This is a genomic window from uncultured Gimesia sp., from assembly GCF_963976445.1.
Taxonomy (GTDB): Bacteria; Planctomycetota; Planctomycetia; order Planctomycetales; family Planctomycetaceae; genus Gimesia.
Genome location: NZ_CAXBKP010000006.1, coordinates 255,254 through 280,623 on the forward strand (window position 1 = coordinate 255,254; position 25,370 = coordinate 280,623).

The following is a 25,370-nucleotide window of genomic DNA, read 5'->3' on the forward strand; positions in this document are numbered from 1 at the left end:
CGACAATAAAAAAACGCCCCATTCGCTTTCAAAGCAAATGGGGCGTTTTCTGTATCTCAAATTTGTTACGATGCCCGATGGACTTTCGCAACGTCACGATCAGAGAGAATTTCTTTGGCGACATCCGTTACAAAGTTATCTGCAGCCAGCCATTTTTCTTTTTTCGGGGCAGGGGCTCCTGCATTCATTCCCACTCCTGGATTCCAGAGTGCGGGCAGGGTATGCCTGACGGCGGCCATATAAGTTGTAAAGACCGGATATGTCGTCTCGGGATTATCAGCCTGATAACCATCCATTTTCTCGACCAGTTTATTGTGAGCAATTTTAGGATGTCGGTGATGAGGTCCATGCACGAAGATATCGAAATTGATGTAAGTGCATATGCGGGTAATCAGGCCGCTACCAATCACCGTTCTGGTACCCAGCAAAGGATCATAACTTTGCATACCCAGGTGTTCGGTAAATTTGCGAAATGTTTGAATGACACCTGCAACCCAGTGTGGAATGATCCAGGCGATGAAAAAGATTTTCCAGGCAGAGAACCAGGCAACGGTTCCGATAATCGCCGCCCAGAAGACCGCAATCACGGCATATTCAATCCGCATGGTTTTCATGACTTTGGCGTTTCTGACTGGTGTGTTTCTACCGAAGCACAAGCGTCCGTAAACGAAGGGAGAGGTAAACACGCCTAAAGGAATTTCCAACCAGCAGAAAATCCGCCGAAAGGTCAGAGATGTTTTGGGATCGGAATAAGGCCACAATTCCCAATCGCCGGGCTTATTCAGGTAGGCATGATGCCGGATGTGGGCTTCCCGGTAAGCGGTATAGGAAACGAATTGAATCGTACCCAGAACTCGGCCCAACCAGATACTGACCCAGGGTTTTCCACAAATACCCTGATGAGAAGTTTCATGAAAGCAGCTTGTCCAGCAGAACATGCTATATGCGGCAATTGCCGTCAATCCAAGCTGGAAATACCAGGCGTTAGATGGCCATTGAAACGCCAAGGCAACGATTGCCAGCGTTCCAAAGGGGGAATGTAAAAAACGGGGCGTCGTTGACTTTTCTTCGAGTGCACAGATTTCTTTAGCGGTAAAATGTGTAACCGACATGGCACGTACCTCCTGGTTGTGCTCAGACCTTCAAAACTGTTCGTTAAATTACGTATCGGAAAAGGGGACCCATGTTGCATAAAGGGAAATGCAACATTTTGCCCGGTTCAGCTTGAGTTTTGGTAGAAGGGGTCTACTTCACTCAATCTTCCCGACACTTTTAGAATAAGTCGGCAAATCGATGATGCAAAAATGAAACATCGGGTAATGCAGATAATTTGTAACGCCAGCCGAAAGACTATCGACTGTGTCGATTTTAACGGCAGCAATACTGAGAGGCCGGATGTAGATCGTTCAGATGCGAAGGAGTAATCCCACTGAATGGAATTACTTGGAGGCAGGCAGATAGAGCGAAGACTCGGGAAACAGTTTCTTCGTCATCAGTACGGTCTTTGATTTGCCACCATGCCAGAGATCCCACTTCGGATCGGCGTATTGGGCAAAGAACTGATCCAGTCGCTGCTTGAGTTCTTTCTGCGTGTTGTTGAATTGAGAATCATCAATCAGATTCTTTCGTTCTCCGGGATCTTGTGTTAGCTGGTAGAGTTCATTCGGCGTTTCCCGAAACCGTTCTATGTATTTCCAGTCTCTAGTGCGGATCGCGCGCACGTTTTCAAACTCATAGAACACAACTTCCGACCAGGGAATCTGTTCGCCTTTGAGGACCGGCGCAAAGTTACGACCAGGTGTCGCCGGTTTTTCAGGAATTTCATCCTGCAATCCCAGATAGTGGAGCAAGGTCGGGTACACATCATAGTTGGCCACCATCATGCCCTGTCGAGCACCGGAAACGATTTTTCCGGGTTGAGAGAAAATCATCGGGATCGTCATCGTCCAGTCGAACGCCGTCAATGGTCGCGTATGATCGCCCATGCCCCAGTAGCCACTATGACCGCCGGCCAATCCCTGATCAGCGGTGAAAATCACCAGTGTGTTCTCACGAAGTCCCAGCTCTTTCAAAGTCTGCATGATCTCTCCGACGCCATCATCGACGGCGGAAACTTCAGCCGCATATTTACGAATGATGCCCAGGTCTCCAATCCAGTCTCCATAATTGAAATTCCAGGGTTGTGGCTTCTCTCGGGGGAACGAAGGGAACGTCATTTTTTCATAGTCTGTTTTGAACCGGTTTTTAATCGGCTCCTTCATCGCTGACCCTAAGCCATAAGGGCCGTTGTATGCCAGAAACAGAAAGAATGGTTTATCCCGGTTTTGTTTGATGAACTTGATGCCGTGCTGCGTCCAAAAGTCCGTGAGGTAGGTTGGCTCCTTACGAATTTTCTCATGCTCAATCACGTTCTGATTATAAAAACCTGCGCTACCACCATGTGGTTTCGTAATCCAGTAGGAAAAGCCTTCTTGAGGATGGAGGTTATCTCCCAGATGCCATTTTCCCGACAGCCCGCAAACATAACCGGCATCGTGGAGGACCTGTGGAATCGACTGAAATTCTTCCAGCGTATTAAACGAATCGGGGCCAGTTTGTATTCGCGGTCTAAGATAACAGTGCACTCCATGCTGGCAGGGCATGAGGCCGGTAAGAAACGTGGCGCGAGTCGGAGAGCAGACGGCGTTGTTCGCAAACGCGCGTGTGAACAGCGTTCCTTCTTTCGCCAACTGATCAATATGCGGAGTCTTAATATCCCGATTGCCATAACAACCTAACGTCCACTCGCCATGATTGTCGGTCATGATAATCACTACGTTAGGCTGTTTTTGTTCCGCAGCCGACAACCCTCCCATAGTCAACGAGCTCAGGAACAGGATCAGGCTACTGTTGAGAATTACTGACATTACCCGACGCATGAGCATAACCCCTTCTGGAAGTCAAACATGGATTACTAACGGCTGTTAATTAAATCATGCTGCATCGTTGGATTATTTTCAAGCGGTTCTCTTGATTGAGTCGTAGATTGATTACCGAATCAACGAAGTTCGAAGAATTCAGCACTCTGTCCCAAAGTTCTGTCAGGAAAGAATTACGTCTGAAATAGAGGGCTTAATAATGAGGCGGTTTTTCCTGATGGGGGTCCCGGCCTTCGTCGTCTTCTTCCAGAACGCCGAGACGGGAGTTGAGTGATTTCATTGACTTGTCCAATGTATCAACGGTTGTGTTCTGCTGGATAACGGCCTGATTTAGTTGCTCGACTTCATGTTGAAGATGCATCAACACGGATTCAATCTGAGATATTCGAGACGATAGTTCTTCCAGTCTGGATGGATTATCATTCATTCGGGAGTGTGCCTTTCACGGACGGTGCTATTATTATTGAACTGAAGAGTTATGATGGCGTTAGCCTGTATCCAGGTTTACTATAGCGTCTCCAGCACCATCTGGACCGAGTATCATAGAATGAGAGACGCTATGATTAAATGGGATGCGCTCTAGAATTTTATTTAGTCGCGTTTTACATTGAAACAATCTGAGGTGAGATTCACTATGATTCAACGATTTCGGTCTTGTCTGCTGACACTCTTGTTCTTGATTGCGTTCTCTCTGCTCCTGTTTGCTGAATCCCAGGCGGCCGAAAACACATTTCAAGTCCGCTTTGCGGATTCGGTTCATCAGCAACCCTTTACGGGCCGCGTTTATCTGATATTTACCCGCATGGATCGGGAGCCACGATTGGGACCATCATGGTTTCAACCAGAATTATTTATTGCCCGGGATGTGAAAGATTGGCAGCCGGGAGATCTTCTGGAGTTCACCCCCGATTTAAAGGGGTTGCTCTCGTTCCCGACGCCGTTATCCGAGATGAAACTCTCTGGATATCGCGCACAAGCGGTAGTTCGTTTTAATGATACTGCACCCCAGATCGGTACCGCTCCCGGAAACGGCTTTAGTCAGGTCATCACAGTCCCGGCTGGCGGCTTTCAAAATCCACCGTTGTTGACGGTCGACAAACTGGTACCTGAAAAACCGGTCAAAGAGACCCAGTGGAGCAAGCTGTTTAAAGTTCGTTCTCCTCTGTTATCGAAATTTCATGGTCGAGATACATATTTCGAGGCTACAGTTCTGCTGCCACAAACTTATTTTGAACAACCCCAGAGAAAATACCCGGTAATTTATACGATCCCCGGCTTCGGCGGCGATCATCTTCGCGGACGAAGTCTGACTCCGGTTCCGGAGCAGAATAAAGGAGGCGTGGAATTCATTCGCGTCTTGTTGAATCCTCAATGTCGCTATGGGCATCATGTTTTTGCCGACTCGGCCAATAATGGGCCCGTAGGAAAAGCGTTTACAACAGAGTTTCTGCCCGCACTCGAAATAACCTATCGAGCGATTCCGCATCAACGGGCCCGGTTTCTAACAGGACATTCCTCGGGGGGCTGGTCTTCGCTCTGGTTACAGGTGACCTACCCCGAAACGTTTGGCGGAACCTGGAGTACGGCTCCCGATCCCGTTGATTTTCGAGACTTCCAACAAATCAACCTCTACGATTCATCAAGTAACATGTATCGTGATGCTGCGAATCAGCCCAGGCCGCTTGCCCGTATGGGACAGGTACCTGTGTTATGGTATGAATCCTTTGCCAAAATGGAACATGTTCTGGGGCATGGTGGTCAGTTGCGAAGCTTCGAAGCCGTTTTCAGCCCGCGTGGTAAAGATGGAACACCTTTAAAACTCTACGATCGGGAAACGGGTACCATCGATTCTCAAGTTGTGGAGACCTGGAAGGCCTATGATATCCGGCTGATTCTGGAAACGAACTGGAAGAAACTTGCGCCACAACTGGCTGGAAAAATTCATGTCTTCATGGGTGACCAGGACACGTTTTATCTGGAAGGTGCAACCGTATTACTGAAACAGACTTTGGATCGTTTAAATGAAAATATTGCTGCCGACTCAGTCGTCGAAATCTTTCCGGGGAAAAATCATTCTTCACTGATGACGAAAGATCTGGTCTTGCGCATGCGTAAAGAGATGGTGCAGTCGTTCCTAGCACATCAGGCTGAGATCAAATAACAGGCTCAGACAGTCTGTTTCCCAACGGTTTAACTGCCGATGTAGCGGGCATAGATCGTTTTCGCTATCGAAGGATCATCGGTGCCTTTAATAATCGCACGGCCGTCACGAAACAGGCTGACTTCATAATCGGGGTTCTTCAGATTCAGCCTGAGCAGATACGCGTTATAGTCTACCGCTCCGGAATGCTGGAGTTTTTTCGCCAGCTCTTCAAATACAATCTGCCCCTTATCTGCCGGAGAAACCTGAACCGCATTTCTGCCACACAGGCGCGTGGTGCGCGAACCTTGTTCTCCTTTCAGCCAGATCCGTTCTCCCTGGTGGCAGGCTTTGCAACCCGCTTTCTCACGAAGCTCGGCTACACTCATCTGTCTGAACGATCCTTCCCAGACATCGATCACGGTGAGTACCGGCTTAATCAGATCTTCGCGGCCGGCGAGCAGTTTGATTGCGTCGATCGCTTCCATTGACGCGATCACATTTACCGTCGGTCCCAGGATGCCTGCGGTATCACAAGTCTCGGTGCTACCCGGTTCCGGTGCGGAATCGATCAAACACCGCAGACAGGCGGACTTGCCAGGCAGAATGGTCATCGTCTGCCCGGTACTGCCGATGCAGCCACAATAAATCCAGGGAATGCCCAACTCTAGCGAGACATCGTTAATCAAATAGCGGACTTCAAAATTATCTGTACCGTCCAGAATCAAATCGACGTCCTTCGCCAGTGCGAGGATATTGGTATGATCAATGTCTTCGACGATCGGCTCGATTTTGACTTCGCTGTTAATTTTTTTCAGTTTCTCGGCAGCGGCGATCGCTTTGGGGAGTTTGGCGGCTACATCGGTTTCATCAAACAGGACCTGTCTCTGCAGGTTACTCAGTTCGACAAAATCGCGATCAACGATTTTCAACTGACCGACACCCGCCCTGACCAGCGTTTCTGCTAAGACCGTTCCCAAGGCACCACAGCCACACAATAAGACGCGCCCCTGCATCAAACGAGTCTGACCTGCTTCTCCCAGTTCTGAAAAGAGGACCTGCCGACTGTAACGTTCCAATTCCGGTTTCATGTTGATGATCGCCTGATTGCTGATTTTGAAAGAAGATCTCTCTTTATTTTAGCAATCAACTACCGGGATAACAGGGCGCCGTCGCCAGAACCGGTGTGTTCTCACTGAGCAGAGGCTGAAGATTCGCTGACAAGCATAAAAAGAACCCCACTGTAGAATACAGCGGGGTTCGGTTCTATTTTATTTTGCGTTCGCTGAAAGATCAATCAACGCTGATTTCCCGTAAGAGTGAAACAAACTGCGGCTTAATCAATCGATTTGTCGACTCAGACCAGCCTTTGGAGGCCACTTTCAATGTGATCTTCGGTTTGATCCAGGTAGCAGATCGTCTGACTTTCACAAATGGCGTAGATTGTTTCAAACTCGGCAGTCGACTCTTCCATTTTTCCAATACATCATCGGGAATCTCATTTACATCGATTCTTCCTGCGTAGACCAGTTGTTTTTTATGGGAGGCGGCTAACAATACCGAATCAATCCTGCCGCTCGATAATGCTGTGTATCCGACCAACAGACAATCAAATTCCGTCAGTTTTGGTGCGGCTTCTTTTTCTTCAGGAATGGGAATGGCGACTTCTGCTGCCTTATCAGTTCCACCTGCAAAGTCGTTTAGTGCGTCTTCCAGATTCTCTGCGCCCCCGTCTGCTTCTTTGGCCTGATCGACGATAGAAGCTACCAGGTTCACATCCGCAGACTTCCGCACGCCCCAGTCTTTGAACAGGGAATTGAATTCGAAGCCGCCTACAATGGTAAATGCGCCTACAACTAAGGTCAGTCCCCAGATAGCCATATCTAATTTCCAGGCACCTGCCGGAAAACGGCGAATCGTCGGTCCCCAGATTTTGAGCGGCGTCAGGAAAATACTCAAGATGCTAAACTCTACTGATTTCGAAACCGCGTTCACATAGACAATCATATGCGCGATCATAAACATCAGGAATCCAACGGTGGCTTGAGTTACTGTCCACAAACATAACTCAGCTGCGTTGCTGCAATAGAAACGTCCGCCAATACTCAAACCGATGGAGCCAATGGTACCGATTCCGAGGATCCAACCCCATGCTGGAATGATTTCCCAAACGGTTTGCGGTTGTGGTTTGATTTCGTCCTGATTCTGAAGTTCAACCTGGCCCACACATTTTCCCAGAGCCGGATAGTAACCACACTTCGGACACCAGGAGGAAAGGCCCCAAGGCTCATGAGTACCACACTCAGAGCAAGTGGGTTTTGCCTGTGAATTGTGGATGTCCTGTAAAAGTTGGTCGTTACTTTGATTAATATCGGGCATGACTCGGTTACTTTTTGAAGTTGACAGAGAATATAGATCGTTGAAAATTTATGTGACTCTCTGAGAACCTTAGCTTACAAAATGCAACATCGACGTATTTTGAGTGGACGAAATATCAACATCCAAGTAGAAAACCCCAGGCAACAGGCAGTAAAATCCACACACGCCACACAACCGGACTGCCGTTTTCCAGTGGAACTTCAATACAAAAAAAGCCGACGCACAAAGAAGGGCGTCGGCCTGGGATTAATTGTTTAAGATTTCTCTAAGACAAATCAGTTTACTTTCAGTAACTCAATGTCGAAGATGAGCACTTCGTTTGGTCCGATATCAGGACCTGAACCACGCTGGCCGTACGCCAGATCGCTGGGGATAAATAACTGCCATTTATCTCCTTCTTTCATCAGCTGCAGGGCTTCAGTCCAACCGCTGATCACACCACTGACGGGAAACGTTGCTGGCTGATTTCGTTTGTAAGAACTATCAAATTCTTTTCCATTCGTTAAAGTTCCACGATAATGCGTGGTCACTTTGTCATTCTGACCGGGAGTCTTTCCCGTTCCCTTATTGATAACTTTATACTGCAGCCCACTTTTAGTGGTCTTAACGCCTTCCTTCTTGGCATTCGCAGCCAGGAACTGTTTTCCTTTGGCGATGTTTTCGGCTTGCGCTTTTTTCATTTTTGCTTCCTGCTGCTGGCGTAATTCCTGCTGGAATGCAATCAATGTGGCGCGAATTTCATCTTCGGTCATCTGTGGTTTCTGCTTGGTCATGGCATCCATAATACCTTTGACCAGAATCTGTGGATCAAGCTCTAACTGATCCTTTAACAGGTTTTGACCCAGATTGTAGCCGATCCCGTAACTAACTTTCTGTTTCTGATCTTTGAAAGCAGATTTACCGGAACCTGCTTTTTCATTCTGCGCGTTCGCCAGTTGTGTAAATCCAAACAACGCAATACATAAGCAGGCAGAGAGATGCCATTTCGACATAGGAACAACCTTTCGGTGAGCAATGAAACTAATTGTTAAAAGGGGTGACCATACGGGACGGCGAGATCCGGGCTGCCGCTGTCGGCATCTGGATTAGCAGGTGATGTATTGCATGGTGTCCTCAATCGGAGAGGAGCTTCGACTTAAATCAAGTTAATAATTATACGTGAGTCTCCCGCGAAGTGTCTACAATAAACGGCCATTCGCCTGTAAAACACTGTTTTCCATCACTGATGGTCCGGTTGCACTCTCTATCCAGGTTAACGGACGACGTTCTGAAAACGCGTCACAGCTTCATTGATATTATCTCTACTGTTGAAAGCACTTAGACGGAAATACCCTTCGCCAGCAGCGCCAAATCCACTGCCCGGAGTGCCAACCAGGTGTGCTTTTTGCAACAATTCGTCAAAGAAGTCCCAGCTGGACACACCACCGGGCGTATGAAGCCAGACATAGGGAGCATTGACGCCACCGTAAACCGAGATCCCCACCGATTCCAGGCCTTCCCGCAGTAACCGGGCATTTTCCATGTAGAACGCGATCAACGTCTGAATCTGCTGTTTGCCCTGCTCAGAATAAGCGGCTTCTGCCCCTTTCTGGATGATGTAAGACACGCCATTAAATTTGGTACAATGACGACGATTCCACAAAGGATGGATGTCTACCGTTTCGCCCGTAGCAGTCTTTCCCTTTAATTCTTTGGGTACCACAGTGAAGGCACAGCGCGTCCCGGTGAAGCCGGCATTCTTACTGAAGCTGCGGAATTCAATCGCAACTTCTTTCGCTCCCTCAATCTCATAAATGGAATGCGGGATTTCAGGATCAGTAATGAAGGCTTCGTAGGCGGCATCGAAGAAAATAATCGACCCGTTTGCTTTGGCGTAATCAACCCACTGTTTGAGGGTTTCTTTTGTTGCGACCGTTCCCGTGGGGTTATTGGGATAACAGAGATAAATCAGATCGACGGGTGATTCGGGCAAAGCCGGGACAAAGTTGTTCTCGGCAGTCACAGGCAGATAAGTCAAACCTGCGTAGCGTCCACTCTCATCCGCGGAGCCCGTGCGGCCGGTCATCACATTGGTATCGACATAAACCGGATAGACGGGGTCAGTGACGGCGACTTTATTATCCGCACCAAAAATATCGAGGATGTTTCCCGTGTCACATTTCGAACCGTCTGAGACAAAAATTTCGTCTGCGGAAATATCAACGCCCCGCGATTGAAAATCGTTTTGAACGATCGCGTCTCTCAGGAATGCGTATCCTTGTTCGGGACCATAGCCACGAAACGTATCAGGATTTCCCATCTCATCAATGGCGGCGTGCATCGCTTCCCGGATCGCAGGCGGAAGAGGCTCGGTGACATCACCAATCCCCAGTTTGATTACGGCAGCACTCGGGTTCTCGTCGCAAAACTTATTGACACGACGTCCGATTTCCGGAAACAGATAACCCGCTTTGAGCTTCAGGTAGTGGTCATTAATCAAAGCCATTTCACGCCTCAAATCATAAATAGACAAAACTTGTGTTGGTGAATCATCAGGAAGGATTTTTTTCAAAACCAGAAACGCCGTTGTATTTTGAATCCGGCAGAATTGCAACCGACGCACGCAGGAGAGACAGCTTTTCACGGAAAAGGTTCAATTCTCTTCGGTCGCCAAACTGTCGTTTTCCCCTAGATCAAAGGGGCGAGGTCGGGCATTGAACCAGAACCGTTGCGTGAGCGGCTCAATTTGTGTTAAGCCTGTGTACTCACTGATTTTGCGCTTGCCCGTTAACCGATGGGCTGCGCTTTCGAACAGCAGCCTGACTTGGGGTTGTTGTGAGCCGTTCTCATGATCCTGCTCTGAAATCCTACAGACCGCGATGGCCGCTCCCAATTGAAAGCGTGCTTGTGGATAAACGGGGGCACCGAGTTCTGCCAGCGACCAGCGATCAACGCGTACCCGACACCAGGAACTTAGTGGTCGAGGCGGATCAATAAACGGCTGCAGTGCAGGGGGGAGCTTCCATTTTTCTTCTTCGTCAACCAGCAGCGTCACACGATCATGCGAACTCGCATACAAACCCCAGGCAGGCCAGTGATCAAAATATCCGGTGGGTTCTAACAAGGGCGCCAGCATCACAAACCAGGCGACAGTCATGATGCTCTTTTCTCTTCCGGAACGATGTTGAAACGACAGACTGAAATCGGCTTGACTGATAGACGCCTCTCCCGATCTCGCCAGACCGAACAATCCACTAAACAAAATCAAATCCTGTATGATGAAATAAATATTCCAGATGAGAACGCCGCCATGGTGGTTCAATCCCCAGGGACCAACGGCAAGGATGAGACAGGCATGCATCGAGACGACAGCCCAGAATGTCCATTGGCGGGTACGGGGAATCAACAAACCCACCGCAATCAAAAATTCGGCAACCGAAAATGAAGCAGCGATCAAAGTTAAAGTACGCTCTGACCAGTATGCGGTCGACACGCCGATTCCGGTAAACAGACCTTTCACCAGCTGCGGGCCCAACGTCTGTAAAAAACTGGCATCGCATTTGGAGAGCGCGGAATAGAAATAAATGCTGATTACAAACAGTCGAAACAGCCGAATAGCACGCGGCGGCTTCAGACAGGTCAGCAACAAAAAACCGACAGCAAACTGATACGCCCAGGGTTGAATACGATGCTGGTCAAACGCGATTGAAATTAGAAACGCGAAAAAAAACAAACCACCGCATATTTGTTGGCCTGTTTGGCAGAACTCCCGATCCTGTCTCTGCAGAAACCATGAGGTGAAGACCATCCCCAGGACCAACAGACTGGAAACAACCATCGAAGTCAGCGTCAACCAGTCTATTGACGTAGGGAGATTAAAAATCGAAGAGAATAAAGGGACCTGAGGAAATCGCGTTTGCGGTATCCAGAGTCGCCACGTAATGCAGAGCAGCCCCAGCGAGAAACATGCCAGAGTGACTTTCAGTAATCGTAGTTGTAAGTGAAGCTTCTGCTGTGACATGGATCGGCTCGCCGTTTTTGCGCTCATTATAACGCCCGGCGATGGCTTTCACCGCTCTCTGACAGAGACACACAGAAAAAAACCAGTGAATCGGTCGCTTAATTGAGCGAAGTCAAAACCGTTCCCAAAAACTCTTGATCCTCGGAAACGAGCTGAACTTCGGTACCCGGATCATTCGAACCACGTCGCAGCAACGCCATCGCGACAGCAGGATACTTTCCATACGATTTGGCAGAAGAAGCAATCGTGCCAACCTCCTGGCGTTCTTCAGCGTCTTTCACGACTACCTTCGTTCCCGCTGGAGGGACCCATGCCTGATCAAGGCCAATCGCTCGCAACTCGCGATTCACATGTCCCAGTGAATCAATTCGCGCGATGGGCTCCTGCCCCAGGTAGCAGCCTTTTTTGAATGAGATCGCGCGATCAGTTCGATTTGCTTCCTGCGCCAGATTCTCCTCTGAGAGATCAATACCGTATGTCGGGAACACGGATTCAATGCATAGCGCCTGGAACACGTCTTGACCTCCTGAAGTTGCACCCACTTCAAGCAGATTAGTCCACAAATCAGAGATCTTGACATACTGCAGACAACAAAGAAAGCCTGGCTGTTGTAACCAATCAACGCGTCTGACAGTCAGTTTCTTATCACCATTCGACACACGTAGCTGTTGATTTACCGCAAGCGACTCAACCGGAATACCCGTACGACAAAGCATGTCTATTGAATCTGGGCCAGTCAGATACAGATTACCGAACTCCGGTGTGCGCATTTCAAAATTGGCATCTTCCAGAATGAGATACCGGTCCAGGTGTTTGATGATCGCTGTACTTTCTCCGGGCGCGGTATCAATCCAGATTGACTCTTCGTGATTGAAGGCAAAGATGTGACCTAAGATACGGCTCTGGACATTCGTTATAAACGCCTCACATCCGTGATCGGGCTGCAAACTTTTGATATCGTTCGTACAGAAATTGTGCAGAAACTTTTCCCGATCTTTGCCCTTTAACTCTAGTTGATCTCGATGACTCAGATCGAAAAGTACAGCGTTCTCTTGCGCACTCTGATACTCTTTCTCAGGAGTTCCAAAGTCAGATGCAAGTGGATAAACCTGTTCAAGATCTTTGAAAACGGCGCCCTGTGATTGTTGAAGAGTCTGGAATTGGCGTAATGGCATTCGTGTTCCACGTTAACTGTTTAAGAATGATAAATAACGCTCTGAAAGAACTCTGCACGAGAGTTCTTCAGTAAGAGCAGAATCTGACTGTGCGTAATGACTACGTGGACAGATGCGGAGATAAGAAAACGTATCTTATCCCAGTCGGAGAGAGGTTCTTCAAAAGAAGTGGGGTTGCGTTTTTCATTCTAGGAGTCGGTCAGGTTTTTTCAAGAAAAAACTATGACCTTATCAAGTGGATTCGAAGACTACTCGATTTTTTCAATCTTAAGCTGATCGACGTTCAGTACTCCGATGCCACCATTGAGTCCCAACTGAATGACTGCTTCGCGTGTCTGTGGCGGAATCGAGATTTTTTTTGACTGCAGATGCCACTCACGACTTCCAACCCAGGGGCCAATATATGCCTGTCCAATATTCCGACGAATCTTGTCATAAAAATGGATAATGAATCCGGGTTGTTGAAAGTTCTCAACTCCCTGAGCCGTATTCAAGTAACTGACCTGAAGACTGATGTCGAGCGCATGAACTTTGGAACCATCAATGGCCATTCCCTGCAAGATTTGTGATAAGTTTCCGGGAGTCTCATTTTCAAATTGCAGATAAGAGGTTCCATCGGGAGCACCAACGTTGATCCAGTTAACTCGACGTTGATAGTGCCAGTTATCAACTTTTTTATCTCTGTTTGCATCGAGTTCAAAACTGCCGTTGATGATTTGCGGCTGGAGGGGATTTGGTTTGACCTCACGTTTATCTTCAGAGCGACCCGTCATGGGAACGAACAAGGTCGGAATGAGCCGTTTATGCTTTAGTTGCCCCTGTTCTTTCTGAAAGAGATGAAAGACCTGTTGATATCTCTCTCCCAGAGGAATTAATAGCATGCCTCCTTCTTTCAGCTGGTCGATCAAAGGCTGAGGCACTTTTTCCGGTGAACAGGTCACGATGATCTTGTCGAATGGTGCTTCTTCTGGCCAACCTAGATAACCATCGCCAATTCGCGTGTGGACATTATCATATTTCAACCGCTTCAACCGCACCGCTGCTTTCTTTCCGAGTCCTTCCACAATTTCGATGGTATAGACGTCTTTCACCAGACCGGAAAGTACCGCCGCCTGAAAACCACTGCCTGTGCCAATTTCGAGCACTTTATCCTCAGGCTGAGGGTCGATGATCTCTGTCATATACGCCACGACATAGGGAGGAGAAATTGTCTGCTTATAGCCAATCGGCAATGCCAGGTCCTGATAAGCCAGATTCTTCAACTTGGAACTGACAAATTCATGGCGGGGAACCTGCTTCATGGAAGAGAGCACGCGCGGGTTTTTTATTCCCTCTCCCTCAATATAACGTGTCACCATTTCATGGCGCAGGTCACGAAAGAATGCGCTGCTCTGTGCAAGGACTGGCTCCGGAGAATTCCCGATCACGAAACCGGTAATGACATTGATTAATAAGAAGACAATAATCCGCTTCATCAGAGAACCTCTCTGCCATATTACTGTGAAATTCACGATTTAAATCTGGAATGATCGTAAATTATAGCACTTGCTGGTAACCTGCGTTAATGTTGATTTCTCAATAAGTGACGATGAATCACAAGATTGACTTTGGAATGTGCGGTTTCTATCTACCAACTTCTATCTACACAGAGAAGAAAATTCGTTATGATCCTTAAATTAAGCCCGTTTTCGATGGATCTTTGAGCGGATGGATTCCAGTCAGATGAATGTGTATCGCGTAACAAGCATTGTTTGTGCTCTCGGTTTTGTTCTCTTCGTTCAGGGATGTAGCTCGTCCGACTCTCCTTCCGAGGAGAAACCGGTTTCAGCATCTGGCATTAAAAACGATTCCAAAATCGCAGCATCCGAACAAGTCGCTGCTCCTGAAGAACCCGTAGATCCGCAACTCGAAGTCAAAGCCGTTTTTCAAAAATTACTGGCAAATCGCACGGAACCTGATCCAGACGAATGGCAAAAAGCCGACAAGCAGTTGACGGCCTTTGGAACCACGGCTGTCCCGACTTTGACCGTAGAAATGTCCAGTTCAGAAACTGCTGCACGAGAGTTGGCCAGTATGTATCTGGCTAGTTTGGGACCGGAAGCGAAGGAGGCTGCACCGGTTCTCGAACAAGCATTGCAAGATGAATCACCTTTTATCCAAGTCAATGCCGCTTCGACGCTGACACACTTTCCTGAATACCGCGACAAAGCCATTCCTGTTTTGATCAATCTGACAAAACATGCGGACGCCAATACCCGTGTCACCGCCGTTTATGCACTGGGTAGCCTCGATGCCCATTCGGATGAACAATTGGAAGTCATCAAGGCGGCCCTCAATGACTCAGACAGCGATGTCCAATTAGCGGCAATCAAGGTACTGGGTCAGATCGGGAACCCTGCTAAAACGACATTAACTGACCTGCAGACACTGATCGATGACACCAATACCGATCAAGTACTGCGTGAAGCGGCTCTTTCCTCGAAATCGCAGATTGAACGGGCAAAGCAATAGGTACCACTGCCAGCTTTGCGCTACCCTCTTTCACGTTGGATCAAGCGCCCCGGTTCAATTGCCCGTCTCCCTGTGGCGATTGTAGCGATTTTACCGAACCCGGCTGTAAGCGAATTTTCCGACATGTATCGGAGAAAAGCGAATTTCTGAAGATCTTACGCAAATCCGTTTGACTAACGATGCGCGTGACCTACTTTTATTGGCAGAGAGGGACTGCTGACCTCTCAACGCAATCATCATATTTTTCCTCTGCTTCTAATCGAAGCGAGGATCTACAGCGCGGCAAGGAAAGCTGGGAGCTTTGAGGGGACCTTGCCGCGCTTTTTTGTCTTGAAACCATCTGACTTGATGGTGCTTGATACTCTGGTCTCTTCCTGATTTCTGAAGGACCACCGGCATGATGCAAATCGGCACCCTCGAGCAGAATATGACTGGAACAGCCCATGGCAACCAGAAAACAATGGTTGCAGCGATCCCGCCGCAACGGATTCACACTCGTTGAATCGCTGGTCTCTGTGACAATCACAGCGATTGCCGGAGTTGCTCTATTCTCAGCCATCGGTGCTTCGCTGGGCGCCAGTTACTCTGCATTGAATCATAATGTCGGCACAGGTCTGGCAGATCAATTGCTGGAAGAACTCGCAGCGGTCCGATTTCCCACATCGAGTGACACACGTCCGCACTCCACTGGAAAGCGAAAGGATTTTGATGACCTGGATGACTACGACAACTGGTCGGCTTCACCACCAGTCAATAAAGAAGGATATCCATTAGGTAACGAACCAGTCACGATTCTGGAATACTACTTGATTACACGTCCCAGCCTGCTGGTTCCGGATACCAGTTTTTTAGGCAGACTCCGGCGAGAAGTCTCTGTCGAACGCATCAAACATGACAACGGCTCAGGCTGGGTTGTGACGAATGACGAGACCGATTTTCGCAGAGTCACTGTCACCATCAAACTGGCAATGACGACAGATGCCGGTTCACGTAATCATGTGATTTCAGAAGCAACACGAATATTCAGTTATGTACCACTTTCACCCTGACAACTCGAAGAGGGCACCGCACGTGTTTTCAGAAAGTCCACTCTTAATCGAGCTGGGCCGTGTGCGTTTCTGCGCAGAGAGAGCTCCGGGTTCACGAGGTGGTTTAACGCTGGTTGAGTTATTGATGGCGATGGCCATCTCCTCAATCTTGGTTGTCGCATTGGGAGGCATTGTGACGGCCACACAATCTGCCTGGAAACATACGCAGGGCATCGAAGATTCTCAAGCGCAGATCACCGCCACATTTGATCGCATAAAAATGATGGTTTCACAAGCAGGCATTTATCAGGTCAGTGGTCAACCGCCGCAGGTCGGATTGGCCGTCGTCACGAATTCCTGGAACAGCATTGATATCGCAAACACACTCGTCGTCTGGACAGGCGGCCGTAATGGCGGCATCAGCGATCAAGGCACATTGACACGACTCCCGAAAATCAACGAACTATTAATCTATACCAGCGACCCCGACGATGCACATAATCTGATCGAACTCGCACTGCCCGACATAGATTCATCAATCGATTTCAACAGTTCCTCATTTAATAGTACGATTCGCTCTGCGATTAGTTCAAATAGTGCCGAATCGGCTTTGTTGAGCAACCGGATCAAAGCCAGTCAGTTCATTCTGTCGGGAAACCCCTGGGGAACCCCCGTCGGAAATATTCGTTTTGAGATTGTAAAAACTCCCAGTGACAGCAATCTAAGTGGAGTCTCTCCCGGGACCAGCGCTTGGATGAACCTTTCCTGGCCACAGGGTACAGCGAGTGCAACGAGTGGTTTACGCCAGATAAGAATCAATTACGAAATCCAGTTTGAAACTGCAGAACGGACGGCATTAAACGACGCGAATTCACCCACGGCACTTCCATTTTTCGGGTCCAGTTCGAGGTATTATGCATATGTACCTTAAACAGGATCAATTAAGAGCGATTCTGCCAGCCTGTGCTAAACGACACGGGCAGACACGGAAGGTACGCACCCTTCGCTCGGGTATCTCTTTGATTCTGGTGATGTTTGCATTAAGCATGTCTATGGTTTTAACGTATTCGTTCATTCAAACTCAAAGTGTGCTGACACAAATTTCTGAAAATGGGTCGCGACGCGATCTGGCAATGAATGCCGCCCGTGCAGGCATCGCCGAAGCACTTAACCGCATGAATTCGCTTGACTGGGCGGGTGCCAATGATCAAATAGTTCGCGATTTTCAGTCCGATTCAGATGGAACCAGCACTTATCGCGTTTCGTTTCAAGCACCCGGTGATTCTCTCAGTTCGGTGCTAGAACTGGAAATTCATTCGCTGGGTGTCTGGACGTCTGCCGAAAATAACAACCTGAGATCCGAGTATCAGATTACGGCGAAAGTCCGGCTGGTGCCTCGTTTGAAAGGCAGAATAATCTTACCTGGGGACTCTGCCAGTGCAACCGATCAGGTCGCTAATCCAGGCGACTTCGATCTCATCAGACAATATGCCCTGTTTGCTGAGGAAGGAAAAGATTCACTGATCCTCGATCCCTGTGACCGAATTGATGGAAATCTCTGGTTAAATGAGCGTTTAATAATCTACGAAGATCCTGACTGGAAACCCTCTGTCCGCAGTAGCTTCCTGAAGGATCTGGGAAATCGGCTGGTGACATTTCCAGCCGGGTCAACAAACTTGTCTGATGCCAGCGTTCATTACCCACATCCCATCGCAGGTAATATCACATTTTATCAATCGCCAAAAAATTCTGTTCAGGATGACCTTGAAGAATTGAACGTAAGCTGGTCGACGACGGCACAAGAACTCACGATTCCGAGCCTTGATGAGTCTCATTTTTCCTCATATCGGCTCTATGCCGGCGGCCCGGAATATCAGGCAGTCTCGCTCAGCTCCACATTATACAACGTTACGTTGAAACCGACTCCGGAAAATCCGCTGGGAATTTTTTACCGCAATGGAAATCTAAATGTTTATGATAACGTCATCGTTCAGGGAACTCTGGTCGTAAAAAATAAGCTTCAGTTTCAAGGCAAGGGCATCTATATCACTGCCTTCAATTGGACAGGCGCTTCCGGCGAACCGTTGGTTTCAGATGCTCATCTTTGGCCACGACTTCCCACATTGGTCGCTGACGACATTGAATTTGATAGAGAAACACAATCTACGATTGAAGGCGCTGTTATCTGTCAAAATAACTTGAAGGGAGCCGGTGGTTCTGTCAGCTACCCGAATGCCGCGCCAATTCAATTGACGGGAACAGCGACTGCCATTTCCACGGAACAACCCTTTAGTATCGTCACGCTACGTGAATCCCAAGTGCTGGATAGCTTGTCCACCGATGGAACATATGCGATCTGGTTAAATACATCCGGCACAGGCAATACTGGATCAACGGGTACCTGGTATCCGATTATCGGAGTCGATGGCCAGAACCAGCAGGTAACGGTTCGAGGCGAAATAAATCATGCGACACCGACCGGTTATGAAATCAAACTGCATAAACGGTCGCTAACTCAAATCCGCGGGCCCGTCTGTGCAGAAACGTTTGATTTCAATCGTTTGCATGAATGGGTGCTTTCCAATTATCTCTGGAATGATCGCCATTCTTACTGGGAATATGAAAATGACTTACGCGAGTATTTGGGACTCTCCCTGCTGGGCTTCGCTGAATGGCTCAAGAACCCGCTGAACTTCACTGGCTGGAGCTCCTATTATCAACTTTACGGATTGGATCTGGAACCAACGCTGCACATTCAGCATCTGACGGATCAGGAATACCGTTGGGAACCGCCACTGTTTCAACCCTATGACGGCGGTGATGCCAACCCCGAATACGCGGGATATCGCTGGTCGTTGATTGACTGGAAAGAAATTCCCTAAACCGTTATTGGAATCGAATGCAAAAGTTTGAACCACATGACTGGCAAAGCAGCAGGCGTTTTTCGAGAGAAAAAACGCCTGGAATCGTGCTGCGCGCCAAGCAACGGCATCCGACAAGCCGACACGGTTTCACACTGATCGAGATGCTGATTGTGATGCTGCTGATCGCGATTCTGGTTTCTGTCTCCTTAATTTCGACGGATTCCAGCAGATCAATGTCACTCGAAGCAACCGCCCGTATGCTGGTAGCCGATCTGCGGCTGGCCCGCAATTACGCCATTAAATTCAATACAAAATACAAAGTACTTTTTGATCTGGATGCGCAATCTTATGAAGTTCAGCATTCAGGTAGTGGTACCTTGCCTGTTCCAAAAAATAATCTGGCAGGTAGTGCAGAGGCTTCAGACAAATATATCAAACAACTACGAAGTGATTCCTTGAATCTACCGGATCAGGTTTTGATCAGACAAATCAACCTGAAAACATCCCGCTCCAATGTGACGGATCTGGAATTTGGCCCAATGGGTGGTACAGGACCAACCCGAAATGAGGATACGATTCTGATCTTGTCTACGGAAAGAAATGGCACGACTTTTATTTTTCCCATCACCGTTTCCTGGGTTACCGGCCAGGCGTGGGTGGAAGAGATACAAACTTTAAAAAACTGAGACAGCAAACCTATCAATCAGAAATACGATTATGATTTCCATACAACGTTCACAATATAGTCCTATCGGCTTACAGCTCGGGCCCAGTTCCGCCACGCTGGTCCAGTTGACAGGACCGCGCCACAATCGGGTTGTGCATGCGATTGCCCAGGAACATTTTGATATCGATGAAAAATGTTCGCTGGAAGAACGCGATGCAAAAATCGCGTTGGAGCTCCGTCGGATCTTGTCTGACCATCATTTTAAAGGGCGGCGGGTCATCAGTTGCCTGGGGTCGCAGGAATTATTCATTCAGAATGTCCGGTTACCGCAATTGCCGGCAGAAGAAATTCCAAAGGTTGTCGCCTGGGAAGCAGAAGAGAGATTGCCTTATCCGGTTGCCGATGCCGAAATTCGACATCTACCCGCCGGTCAGGTTCGTCAAGAGTCGAATACCAAACAGGAAGTGATTCTGCTCGCATGCCATAATGGAATTTTGGAACGGCATCTGAACCTACTGGAACAGGCTGGACTGACTGCCGTTGCTATCGATGTTGAACCATCGGCCACGTTACGCTGTTTTCATGATGCTTCTGAGAATACTCATACGAATTCTGCCAGTTGTTATTTGAATTTTGGCGATGCCGCTACGACTGTTATTTTTGCAGATCAGCAGAACGTACTGTTTCTCAAATATATTATGCAGGGTAGCGACCACCTCGATCGTGCTGTGGCTGATAATCTGGATATGCCTTTGAAAGAAGCAATCCGCCTGCGAAAAATCGTGACGAATTCGCCGACATTGGACGCCAGTGATGAACTGCATCGCTCGGTGATTGATTCCATCCGTTCCATTCTGGAATCGATCAGTACCGAAGTCGAAAACTGCCTGCGATATTACAAGGTGACCTTTCGCGGGAAAAAGCTGGATCAGCTGATTGTCACGGGAAATGAATCCAGTCCCTGGCTGATCGATTTCCTGTCAGAACGCTTAAACACCGATTGCAAGATGGGTAATCCATTTGAAAGCCTGAAACGCTGGCCGACTTCCACTTCGCTTTTGGAACGTCCCGGCCGCTGGACAACCGCGATGGGGTTGGCCATGAAAGAGAAAGTAGACCGCTAAGGATAGAACCATGATACCTGAAATAGATTTTTTACCAGCCAGTTATCGCGAAGTGCGCAGGCGGCACCGGAATCGAATCTGGCGGCGTACGATCGTTGTAATTTTCCTTACATTGGTCACGTTAGGCACGGTTCGCCAAAGAGAAATTCAACATGAACTCCAGACGAAAAAGAAAACCCTGGAAGACCGCGTGCAGTTGATGCATCAACAACTGGAAGATCCGGCTCAACTGAACCAGAAAATCAAACAGGCCGAAATTCGAGCCAATTTGCTGTGTGGGCTCCAACTGGATGAATCACCGGCACAGGTTTTGAGCATCATCAGTTCCGCGCTGCCAAACTATGTCTCGCTGAACGAATTCCAATTCCAGTTTGAAAAAGTCTTTGATCGAGATCAACCTCCCGGCAAAAAAATCGCTGTTAAAACACCCGACAATACGCTTCCTGAACTGGTGGATTTACAGAATCTGCAGAGTTTGCATGCACAGGAAGACCTTGTCATCAAACTGCAAGGTATTTCTCCCGACCATCTTTCCATTTCCAACTATATGTCGAATCTGGATCAGATGGGAATGTTCAAGGAAATCGATCTGATTCAATCAAACGAGACCATCTTCGAAGGTCAGCCTATGCGGGCATTTCGACTGAGAGTCGTTGTGAATGCGCCTGGGACATACGTCCCCAGGGTGAATCCTCGAAGCTCAGTCGGCTTAGATCACCCCATCGCAGGAGGATTCAGCAATGAATGAAAAATTACGTCGTGATAGCTTAATCACCATCATTGGGCTTTCGGTTGTGGTCGCCTTATTTACGTTTGTGGTGTATCTACCGGGTCTAAAAAATAAACAGGAAGTGAATAAAGAGATTACCGCGATCCAACAGTCCATTTCGGAAATCCCTGCGAAAGTCAAACATCTAGAAGCACTCCATCGCGAACTGGACCAGCGACAGTCATTCGTCAAACGGCTCAGTCAAAGAATTCCTGCGGACAGAGATACGCATCAGGTTTTACAACGAGTTGCATTACTGGCAAAAACAGCTTCACTGAGCGTGAACGAATTGAACCCAGGAGAATCAGTGATGCACGAAACTTATTTCCAACAGCCTTTTCAATTGAGTGTGACCGGCCCTTATTCCGGTCTGGTTCAATTTTTGAACGGATTGGATCGAGAGGAACGTTTGTTTACTGTTTCGGGCGTCACTCTCTCAAAACAAGATGAGGAATCTGAGGGGTATATCAGAGGAACGATTAGGCTGTCGGTTTACGTGCTTCGCGAGAACCAGGGAGATTTTTCTGATTTTGCCGAGAATAGGGTTAGTAGCGAGTTAATTTCAGCCGATAAGAGATAAGGGCGCACCTCGATTCAAGTTTCTGTCATTTAAGAGTTATTGAAGAAAAGTGCCTGAATTCAGTCTCTATAACCAGTTTTATAATCCCATCCATTTGTATTTGTCTAAAGCAGTGATCCACTCGTGAAATCATTCAGCGAACAATTATTACATGATTTAAGAGTCAGCTGGCAGAAAACCCTGCTGTTGGGCCTCTTATTTTTTGTGGGATTGTACTTCTGGGTTCCGCCTTTATACCGTGCCATTCGGGGTACGTCTTCCCCGGCGATTGTTCCGGCAAAGAACAATCCGGCAGTGATTCCGCAACGTCCTCCGGTCGAGACGGAAATGAGTTTCACACAAAGTGAAACTCAGGATGCGCCACAGCACTCATGGGAGCAGTTTGATTCCCTGATGCAGACAGACCCACTGGTTCAATCAGTTCAAATGGGAGCCGTCCAGAAAAATCCGTTTCAGGTCAATCGAGATCAGTTTTCTCCTCCGATCCTGTTCGCAGAAGAGCCAGTTCAACCCAAGACCAATCTGGCAGAGAAGAAACCAAAAGAGGTTCCTGCACTGCCGGATAATCTCGTATTGAAGACAACGATTATTGGTAAATATCGTAGAGCGGCCATTATCAATAATAAAATGTACTACGAAGGTAAGGCGTTTGAGCATGAGGATGTGACTTACACGTTGGAACAAGTTGCGGCCCGCAATGTGATTCTAAAACAAGGCGAGCAGAAATTTGAATTAAAAATTCAAAATAATCCTTCCGCATTTATCAAATTTGCACAATAACAGTTCGCATCACTGGGCTCTTAATTATTGATTCGAACGATCATGGATGATGGTCGAAGCATGAAAAAACAATTTTTTATACCGGCATTCTGGGCTACTCTGACAGGGCTGTCACTTTTGTTGATCGCCGCGATGACCAACATCAATACGCCTGAGTCTTTGTTTATTTCTCCCCACCACCGGGCAAAATCACAGCACACCGTCTCCGGAAATTCACAGAACCGAAGCCGTCAACCTGTCGTGCTTAATCAGCCAAGTCTGCGCGAAGCAGCGCCCCAAACTCCAGACAGTCCGCTGCAGGCTGATACAACATTCGTTCCACGACAACCGGCACACGAACCGGCTATTCTGCCCGCGGAAACAGAACCACAAACGGTATCACTCCAGAAAAAACCGGCTCGTTCACGGCTCCTGATCGAACCGGGAATCGATATTTCCAATGAACAAAACACGAAAACAATGCGTGCTCGGTCCATTCAACTGAATCTCGCTCCCGATCCTGAATGGAACACCGAAAATCAAACTTCTTCCAAAATGGAGCTTCGCTTAGCCAGCTTGACGAAGCAGGTTGATCGATTAACCAATCTTCAACTTCAGACACAGCAAAAGTCGAATCTGGAACTCGCACAGAATACAGACCGACTCGAACAGGCCACGAAACTGCTGCAACAGATGCAGCAGACAAACCAGTTACGCGACTTAGAAAAGAAACTGGACAGCTTACAAAAAAAACCGGCGATTCCAGCGCCGCCTGAGAAGAAAACGGAGCCTGTCGAAACAGGGAGTTTACAAACAGAAGCATCTGAACTGTCTAAAACGGAGACAAAACAGCCTGTCCTCAAAGTCAGCCCGAACAAAGATTCCAGCGAAACGTTTTCCCTGCAAATTCAGGATGCGGAAATTATGCAGGTGTTGGACATGCTGGGTGAATTGTCCGGATTGAATATTCTGACCGGGCAGGGCGTCAGCGGTACGATCTCGGCAAATTTAAAAAATGTAACTCCAACACAGGCTCTGCAGGCGATCTTGCGTTCGCGTGATCTTACGTCGGAAAAAGAAGGAGAGTTCATATATGTCATGACTCTGGCACAGATGGAGCAAAAAAAGAAAACCAACCGAAAAGTCATCACCAAACTGTATACCCCGTTTTATGTCAGTGCGAAAGAATTACAGACTTTGATCACACCCATTTTGACGGAAAACATTGGGGTTGTCTCACTCACAACCCCCAGTGAAGTCGGAATTTCACCCGATGCCACAAGCGCCGGCGGTGATGCCTTTGCACAAACGGATGCGATCCTGGTTCGTGATTACCCGGAAGTTCTGGGCGAAGTAGATCGTCTACTGGAAACTATGGATATCCCTCCGATGCAGGTCGTGATCGAAGCCATGATTATCAGTGTGAAGCTGACTGATGAAATGCAGTTCGGTGTCAACTTTGCCATGCTGAGCGGAAATAATAAAAATCTGATTGTTGATGGCAACGGCCGGGTATTAAATAATTCCAGCGGTTTTCCCGGTTCTGGAAATTCATCCATCGTGCCACCAACGGGACAATTTCTGGCGGATGTGGCCGGCCTGAAATACGGATTTTTACATGGCGATATCAGCGGTTTCATAGAAGCGCTGGAAAATATAACGGAAACGAACCTGATTGCTTCACCTCAACTGAGGGCGTTAAACAAACAAAAAGCAGAACTGATTATCGGCAAACGCACCAGTTATTCCACGATCACACAAAATGGAACGACGTCGATTCAGAACGTCAACTTTCTGGATTCGGGGATTGTGTTGAACATGCGGCCCTTTATAACCCCAGATGGACAGATCCGAATGGAAATCCATCCGGAACGCAGTACTGCAACAATTAACGAAGAAACCCTACTACCTGACTTAGAAACTACTGAAGTCACGACAAATGTCATGGTACGTGACGGCAATACTGTTGTGATTGGAGGCTTGATCGAAGAACGACTCTCGGACGGCAAATCACAAGTTCCACTGTTAGGGGCCATTCCAGTCATCGGCAATGCGTTTCGACAGAAACGGGAATCCATGGAGCGGTCTGAGTTGATTGTGCTGATTACGCCTCGCATCGTGCATCCTGAGATTGCTCAGGCTGAAGGCGAACTTTTGGAATATCAAGAAGCAGAACGACTGGAAGCATTTAAGGAAAATTTCCTGCCGATCAACCAGGTGCGCATTGTCCAAGCACAAATCAAACAGGCTAAGAAGTACCTCAGGATCGGCAATTTGCCCAAAGCGAAGCGTCATATCGATATTGCAGTTCGACTGGATAAGAACAATATTGAAGCGATCCAATTACAGAAATACATCGACGAAGCGCTGAAAAACCGAAATCGCAGCCTGATCGGATTACCTCCGGTTTCATCTCCCGGAGTCCATATTCCTACCCTGGAGGGAGATCAGTAAAA

The 25,370-nt window shown here is 48.0% G+C and carries 21 protein-coding genes; 11 read left to right on the forward strand and 10 right to left on the reverse strand.

The window, feature by feature from the left end:
- Positions 1-65: 65 nt before the first annotated feature.
- The 3 genes from AAC022_RS09445 to AAC022_RS09455 form a co-directional block, all read right to left on the reverse strand.
- Entirely contained in the window at positions 66-1,112 is a 1,047-nt protein-coding gene (locus AAC022_RS09445; RefSeq protein WP_339730362.1) for a fatty acid desaturase, read from the reverse strand.
- A 327-nt stretch (positions 1,113-1,439) separates the two neighbouring features.
- Entirely contained in the window at positions 1,440-2,918 is a 1,479-nt protein-coding gene (locus AAC022_RS09450; RefSeq protein WP_339730363.1) for a sulfatase-like hydrolase/transferase, read from the reverse strand.
- A gap of 193 nt (positions 2,919-3,111) precedes the next feature.
- Complete coding sequence (locus AAC022_RS09455) at positions 3,112-3,345, reverse strand: SlyX family protein (RefSeq protein WP_339730364.1); 234 nt, start codon at positions 3,343-3,345, stop codon at positions 3,112-3,114.
- Positions 3,346-3,552: 207 nt separating this feature from the next.
- On the opposite strand from AAC022_RS09455, the gene AAC022_RS09460 reads away from it, so the two are divergent.
- On the forward strand, positions 3,553-5,079 hold the full coding sequence (locus tag AAC022_RS09460; protein ID WP_339730365.1) for an alpha/beta hydrolase-fold protein: 1,527 nt from the start codon (positions 3,553-3,555) through the stop codon (positions 5,077-5,079).
- 29 nt (positions 5,080-5,108) lie between these two features.
- On the opposite strand, the gene AAC022_RS09465 is transcribed toward AAC022_RS09460, so the two are convergent.
- The 7 genes from AAC022_RS09465 to AAC022_RS09495 all read right to left on the reverse strand — a co-directional run bounded on the left by AAC022_RS09465 (position 5,109) and on the right by AAC022_RS09495 (position 14,087).
- A complete protein-coding gene (locus tag AAC022_RS09465) occupies positions 5,109-6,149 on the reverse strand; it encodes a ThiF family adenylyltransferase (protein ID WP_339730367.1) in 1,041 nt (346 codons plus the stop codon).
- A gap of 202 nt (positions 6,150-6,351) precedes the next feature.
- Complete coding sequence (locus AAC022_RS09470; RefSeq protein WP_339730370.1) at positions 6,352-7,437, reverse strand: hypothetical protein; 1,086 nt, start codon at positions 7,435-7,437, stop codon at positions 6,352-6,354.
- Positions 7,438-7,712: 275 nt separating this feature from the next.
- Positions 7,713-8,429 carry an FKBP-type peptidyl-prolyl cis-trans isomerase gene (locus AAC022_RS09475; protein ID WP_339730372.1) on the reverse strand — a complete coding sequence of 239 codons (717 nt, stop codon included), beginning with the start codon at positions 8,427-8,429 and terminating at the stop codon, positions 7,713-7,715.
- A 260-nt stretch (positions 8,430-8,689) separates the two neighbouring features.
- Positions 8,690-9,922 (reverse strand): LL-diaminopimelate aminotransferase, encoded by a 1,233-nt coding sequence (locus AAC022_RS09480; RefSeq protein WP_339730374.1) that lies wholly within the window; start codon positions 9,920-9,922, stop codon positions 8,690-8,692.
- 147 nt (positions 9,923-10,069) lie between these two features.
- The gene (locus AAC022_RS09485) at positions 10,070-11,464 is read right to left on the reverse strand and encodes a hypothetical protein (RefSeq protein ID WP_339730377.1); all 1,395 of its coding nucleotides are present in this window, start codon (positions 11,462-11,464) and stop codon (positions 10,070-10,072) included.
- 71 nt (positions 11,465-11,535) lie between these two features.
- Positions 11,536-12,612 carry a hypothetical protein gene (locus AAC022_RS09490; RefSeq protein WP_339730378.1) on the reverse strand — a complete coding sequence of 359 codons (1,077 nt, stop codon included), beginning with the start codon at positions 12,610-12,612 and terminating at the stop codon, positions 11,536-11,538.
- A 248-nt stretch (positions 12,613-12,860) separates the two neighbouring features.
- Positions 12,861-14,087, reverse strand: a complete 1,227-nt coding sequence (locus AAC022_RS09495; RefSeq protein WP_339730379.1) for a protein-L-isoaspartate(D-aspartate) O-methyltransferase — start codon at positions 14,085-14,087, stop codon at positions 12,861-12,863.
- A 232-nt stretch (positions 14,088-14,319) separates the two neighbouring features.
- On the opposite strand from AAC022_RS09495, the gene AAC022_RS09500 reads away from it, so the two are divergent.
- From AAC022_RS09500 to AAC022_RS09545, 10 genes are all read left to right on the forward strand, one after another.
- Entirely contained in the window at positions 14,320-15,123 is an 804-nt protein-coding gene (locus AAC022_RS09500) for a HEAT repeat domain-containing protein (protein ID WP_339730380.1), read from the forward strand.
- Between the two features lie 443 nt (positions 15,124-15,566).
- Positions 15,567-16,172, forward strand: coding sequence for a prepilin-type N-terminal cleavage/methylation domain-containing protein (locus AAC022_RS09505; RefSeq protein WP_339730381.1), 606 nt, complete (start codon positions 15,567-15,569; stop codon positions 16,170-16,172).
- 22 nt (positions 16,173-16,194) lie between these two features.
- The gene (locus AAC022_RS09510; RefSeq protein WP_339730382.1) at positions 16,195-17,082 is read left to right on the forward strand and encodes a prepilin-type N-terminal cleavage/methylation domain-containing protein; all 888 of its coding nucleotides are present in this window, start codon (positions 16,195-16,197) and stop codon (positions 17,080-17,082) included.
- Positions 17,072-19,033: a hypothetical protein gene (locus tag AAC022_RS09515; RefSeq protein WP_339730385.1), complete on the forward strand. Its 1,962-nt coding sequence runs from the start codon at positions 17,072-17,074 to the stop codon at positions 19,031-19,033. The genes AAC022_RS09510 and AAC022_RS09515 overlap by 11 nt, the downstream gene beginning before the upstream one ends.
- A gap of 17 nt (positions 19,034-19,050) precedes the next feature.
- The gene (locus tag AAC022_RS09520; protein WP_339730386.1) at positions 19,051-19,701 is read left to right on the forward strand and encodes a prepilin-type N-terminal cleavage/methylation domain-containing protein; all 651 of its coding nucleotides are present in this window, start codon (positions 19,051-19,053) and stop codon (positions 19,699-19,701) included.
- A gap of 31 nt (positions 19,702-19,732) precedes the next feature.
- A complete protein-coding gene (gene pilM, locus AAC022_RS09525) occupies positions 19,733-20,806 on the forward strand; it encodes a pilus assembly protein PilM (protein ID WP_339730387.1) in 1,074 nt (357 codons plus the stop codon).
- A 10-nt stretch (positions 20,807-20,816) separates the two neighbouring features.
- Positions 20,817-21,554, forward strand: a complete 738-nt coding sequence (locus tag AAC022_RS09530; RefSeq protein ID WP_339730388.1) for a PilN domain-containing protein — start codon at positions 20,817-20,819, stop codon at positions 21,552-21,554.
- Positions 21,547-22,155: a type 4a pilus biogenesis protein PilO gene (gene pilO / locus AAC022_RS09535; RefSeq protein WP_339730390.1), complete on the forward strand. Its 609-nt coding sequence runs from the start codon at positions 21,547-21,549 to the stop codon at positions 22,153-22,155. The genes AAC022_RS09530 and pilO overlap by 8 nt, the downstream gene beginning before the upstream one ends.
- A 123-nt stretch (positions 22,156-22,278) precedes the next feature.
- On the forward strand, positions 22,279-22,935 hold the full coding sequence (locus AAC022_RS09540; RefSeq protein ID WP_339730391.1) for a hypothetical protein: 657 nt from the start codon (positions 22,279-22,281) through the stop codon (positions 22,933-22,935).
- 60 nt (positions 22,936-22,995) lie between these two features.
- Complete coding sequence (locus AAC022_RS09545; protein WP_339730392.1) at positions 22,996-25,368, forward strand: hypothetical protein; 2,373 nt, start codon at positions 22,996-22,998, stop codon at positions 25,366-25,368.
- The last annotated feature ends 2 nt before the right edge of the window (positions 25,369-25,370 follow it).

Bases quoted from the DNA above. Each gene is read 5' to 3' on its own strand.
- AAC022_RS09450 (WP_339730363.1), bottom strand. From the start codon at position 2,918: ATGCGTCGGGTAATGTCAGTAATTCTCAACAGTAGCCTGATCCTGTTC.
- pilM (WP_339730387.1), top strand. From the start codon at position 19,733: ATGATTTCCATACAACGTTCACAATATAGTCCTATCGGCTTACAGCTC.
- AAC022_RS09530 (WP_339730388.1), top strand. From the start codon at position 20,817: ATGATACCTGAAATAGATTTTTTACCAGCCAGTTATCGCGAAGTGCGC.
- AAC022_RS09490 (WP_339730378.1), bottom strand. From the start codon at position 12,612: ATGCCATTACGCCAATTCCAGACTCTTCAACAATCACAGGGCGCCGTT.
- AAC022_RS09495 (WP_339730379.1), bottom strand. From the start codon at position 14,087: ATGAAGCGGATTATTGTCTTCTTATTAATCAATGTCATTACCGGTTTC.
- AAC022_RS09480 (WP_339730374.1), bottom strand. From the start codon at position 9,922: ATGGCTTTGATTAATGACCACTACCTGAAGCTCAAAGCGGGTTATCTG.
- AAC022_RS09455 (WP_339730364.1), bottom strand. From the start codon at position 3,345: ATGAATGATAATCCATCCAGACTGGAAGAACTATCGTCTCGAATATCT.
- AAC022_RS09445 (WP_339730362.1), bottom strand. From the start codon at position 1,112: ATGTCGGTTACACATTTTACCGCTAAAGAAATCTGTGCACTCGAAGAA.
- AAC022_RS09500 (WP_339730380.1), top strand. From the start codon at position 14,320: ATGGATTCCAGTCAGATGAATGTGTATCGCGTAACAAGCATTGTTTGT.
- AAC022_RS09475 (WP_339730372.1), bottom strand. From the start codon at position 8,429: ATGTCGAAATGGCATCTCTCTGCCTGCTTATGTATTGCGTTGTTTGGA.
- AAC022_RS09520 (WP_339730386.1), top strand. From the start codon at position 19,051: ATGCAAAAGTTTGAACCACATGACTGGCAAAGCAGCAGGCGTTTTTCG.
- AAC022_RS09485 (WP_339730377.1), bottom strand. From the start codon at position 11,464: ATGAGCGCAAAAACGGCGAGCCGATCCATGTCACAGCAGAAGCTTCAC.
- AAC022_RS09465 (WP_339730367.1), bottom strand. From the start codon at position 6,149: ATGAAACCGGAATTGGAACGTTACAGTCGGCAGGTCCTCTTTTCAGAA.
- AAC022_RS09515 (WP_339730385.1), top strand. From the start codon at position 17,072: ATGTACCTTAAACAGGATCAATTAAGAGCGATTCTGCCAGCCTGTGCT.
- AAC022_RS09545 (WP_339730392.1), top strand. From the start codon at position 22,996: ATGAAAAAACAATTTTTTATACCGGCATTCTGGGCTACTCTGACAGGG.
- AAC022_RS09505 (WP_339730381.1), top strand. From the start codon at position 15,567: ATGGCAACCAGAAAACAATGGTTGCAGCGATCCCGCCGCAACGGATTC.
- AAC022_RS09460 (WP_339730365.1), top strand. From the start codon at position 3,553: ATGATTCAACGATTTCGGTCTTGTCTGCTGACACTCTTGTTCTTGATT.
- AAC022_RS09470 (WP_339730370.1), bottom strand. From the start codon at position 7,437: ATGCCCGATATTAATCAAAGTAACGACCAACTTTTACAGGACATCCAC.
- pilO (WP_339730390.1), top strand. From the start codon at position 21,547: ATGAATGAAAAATTACGTCGTGATAGCTTAATCACCATCATTGGGCTT.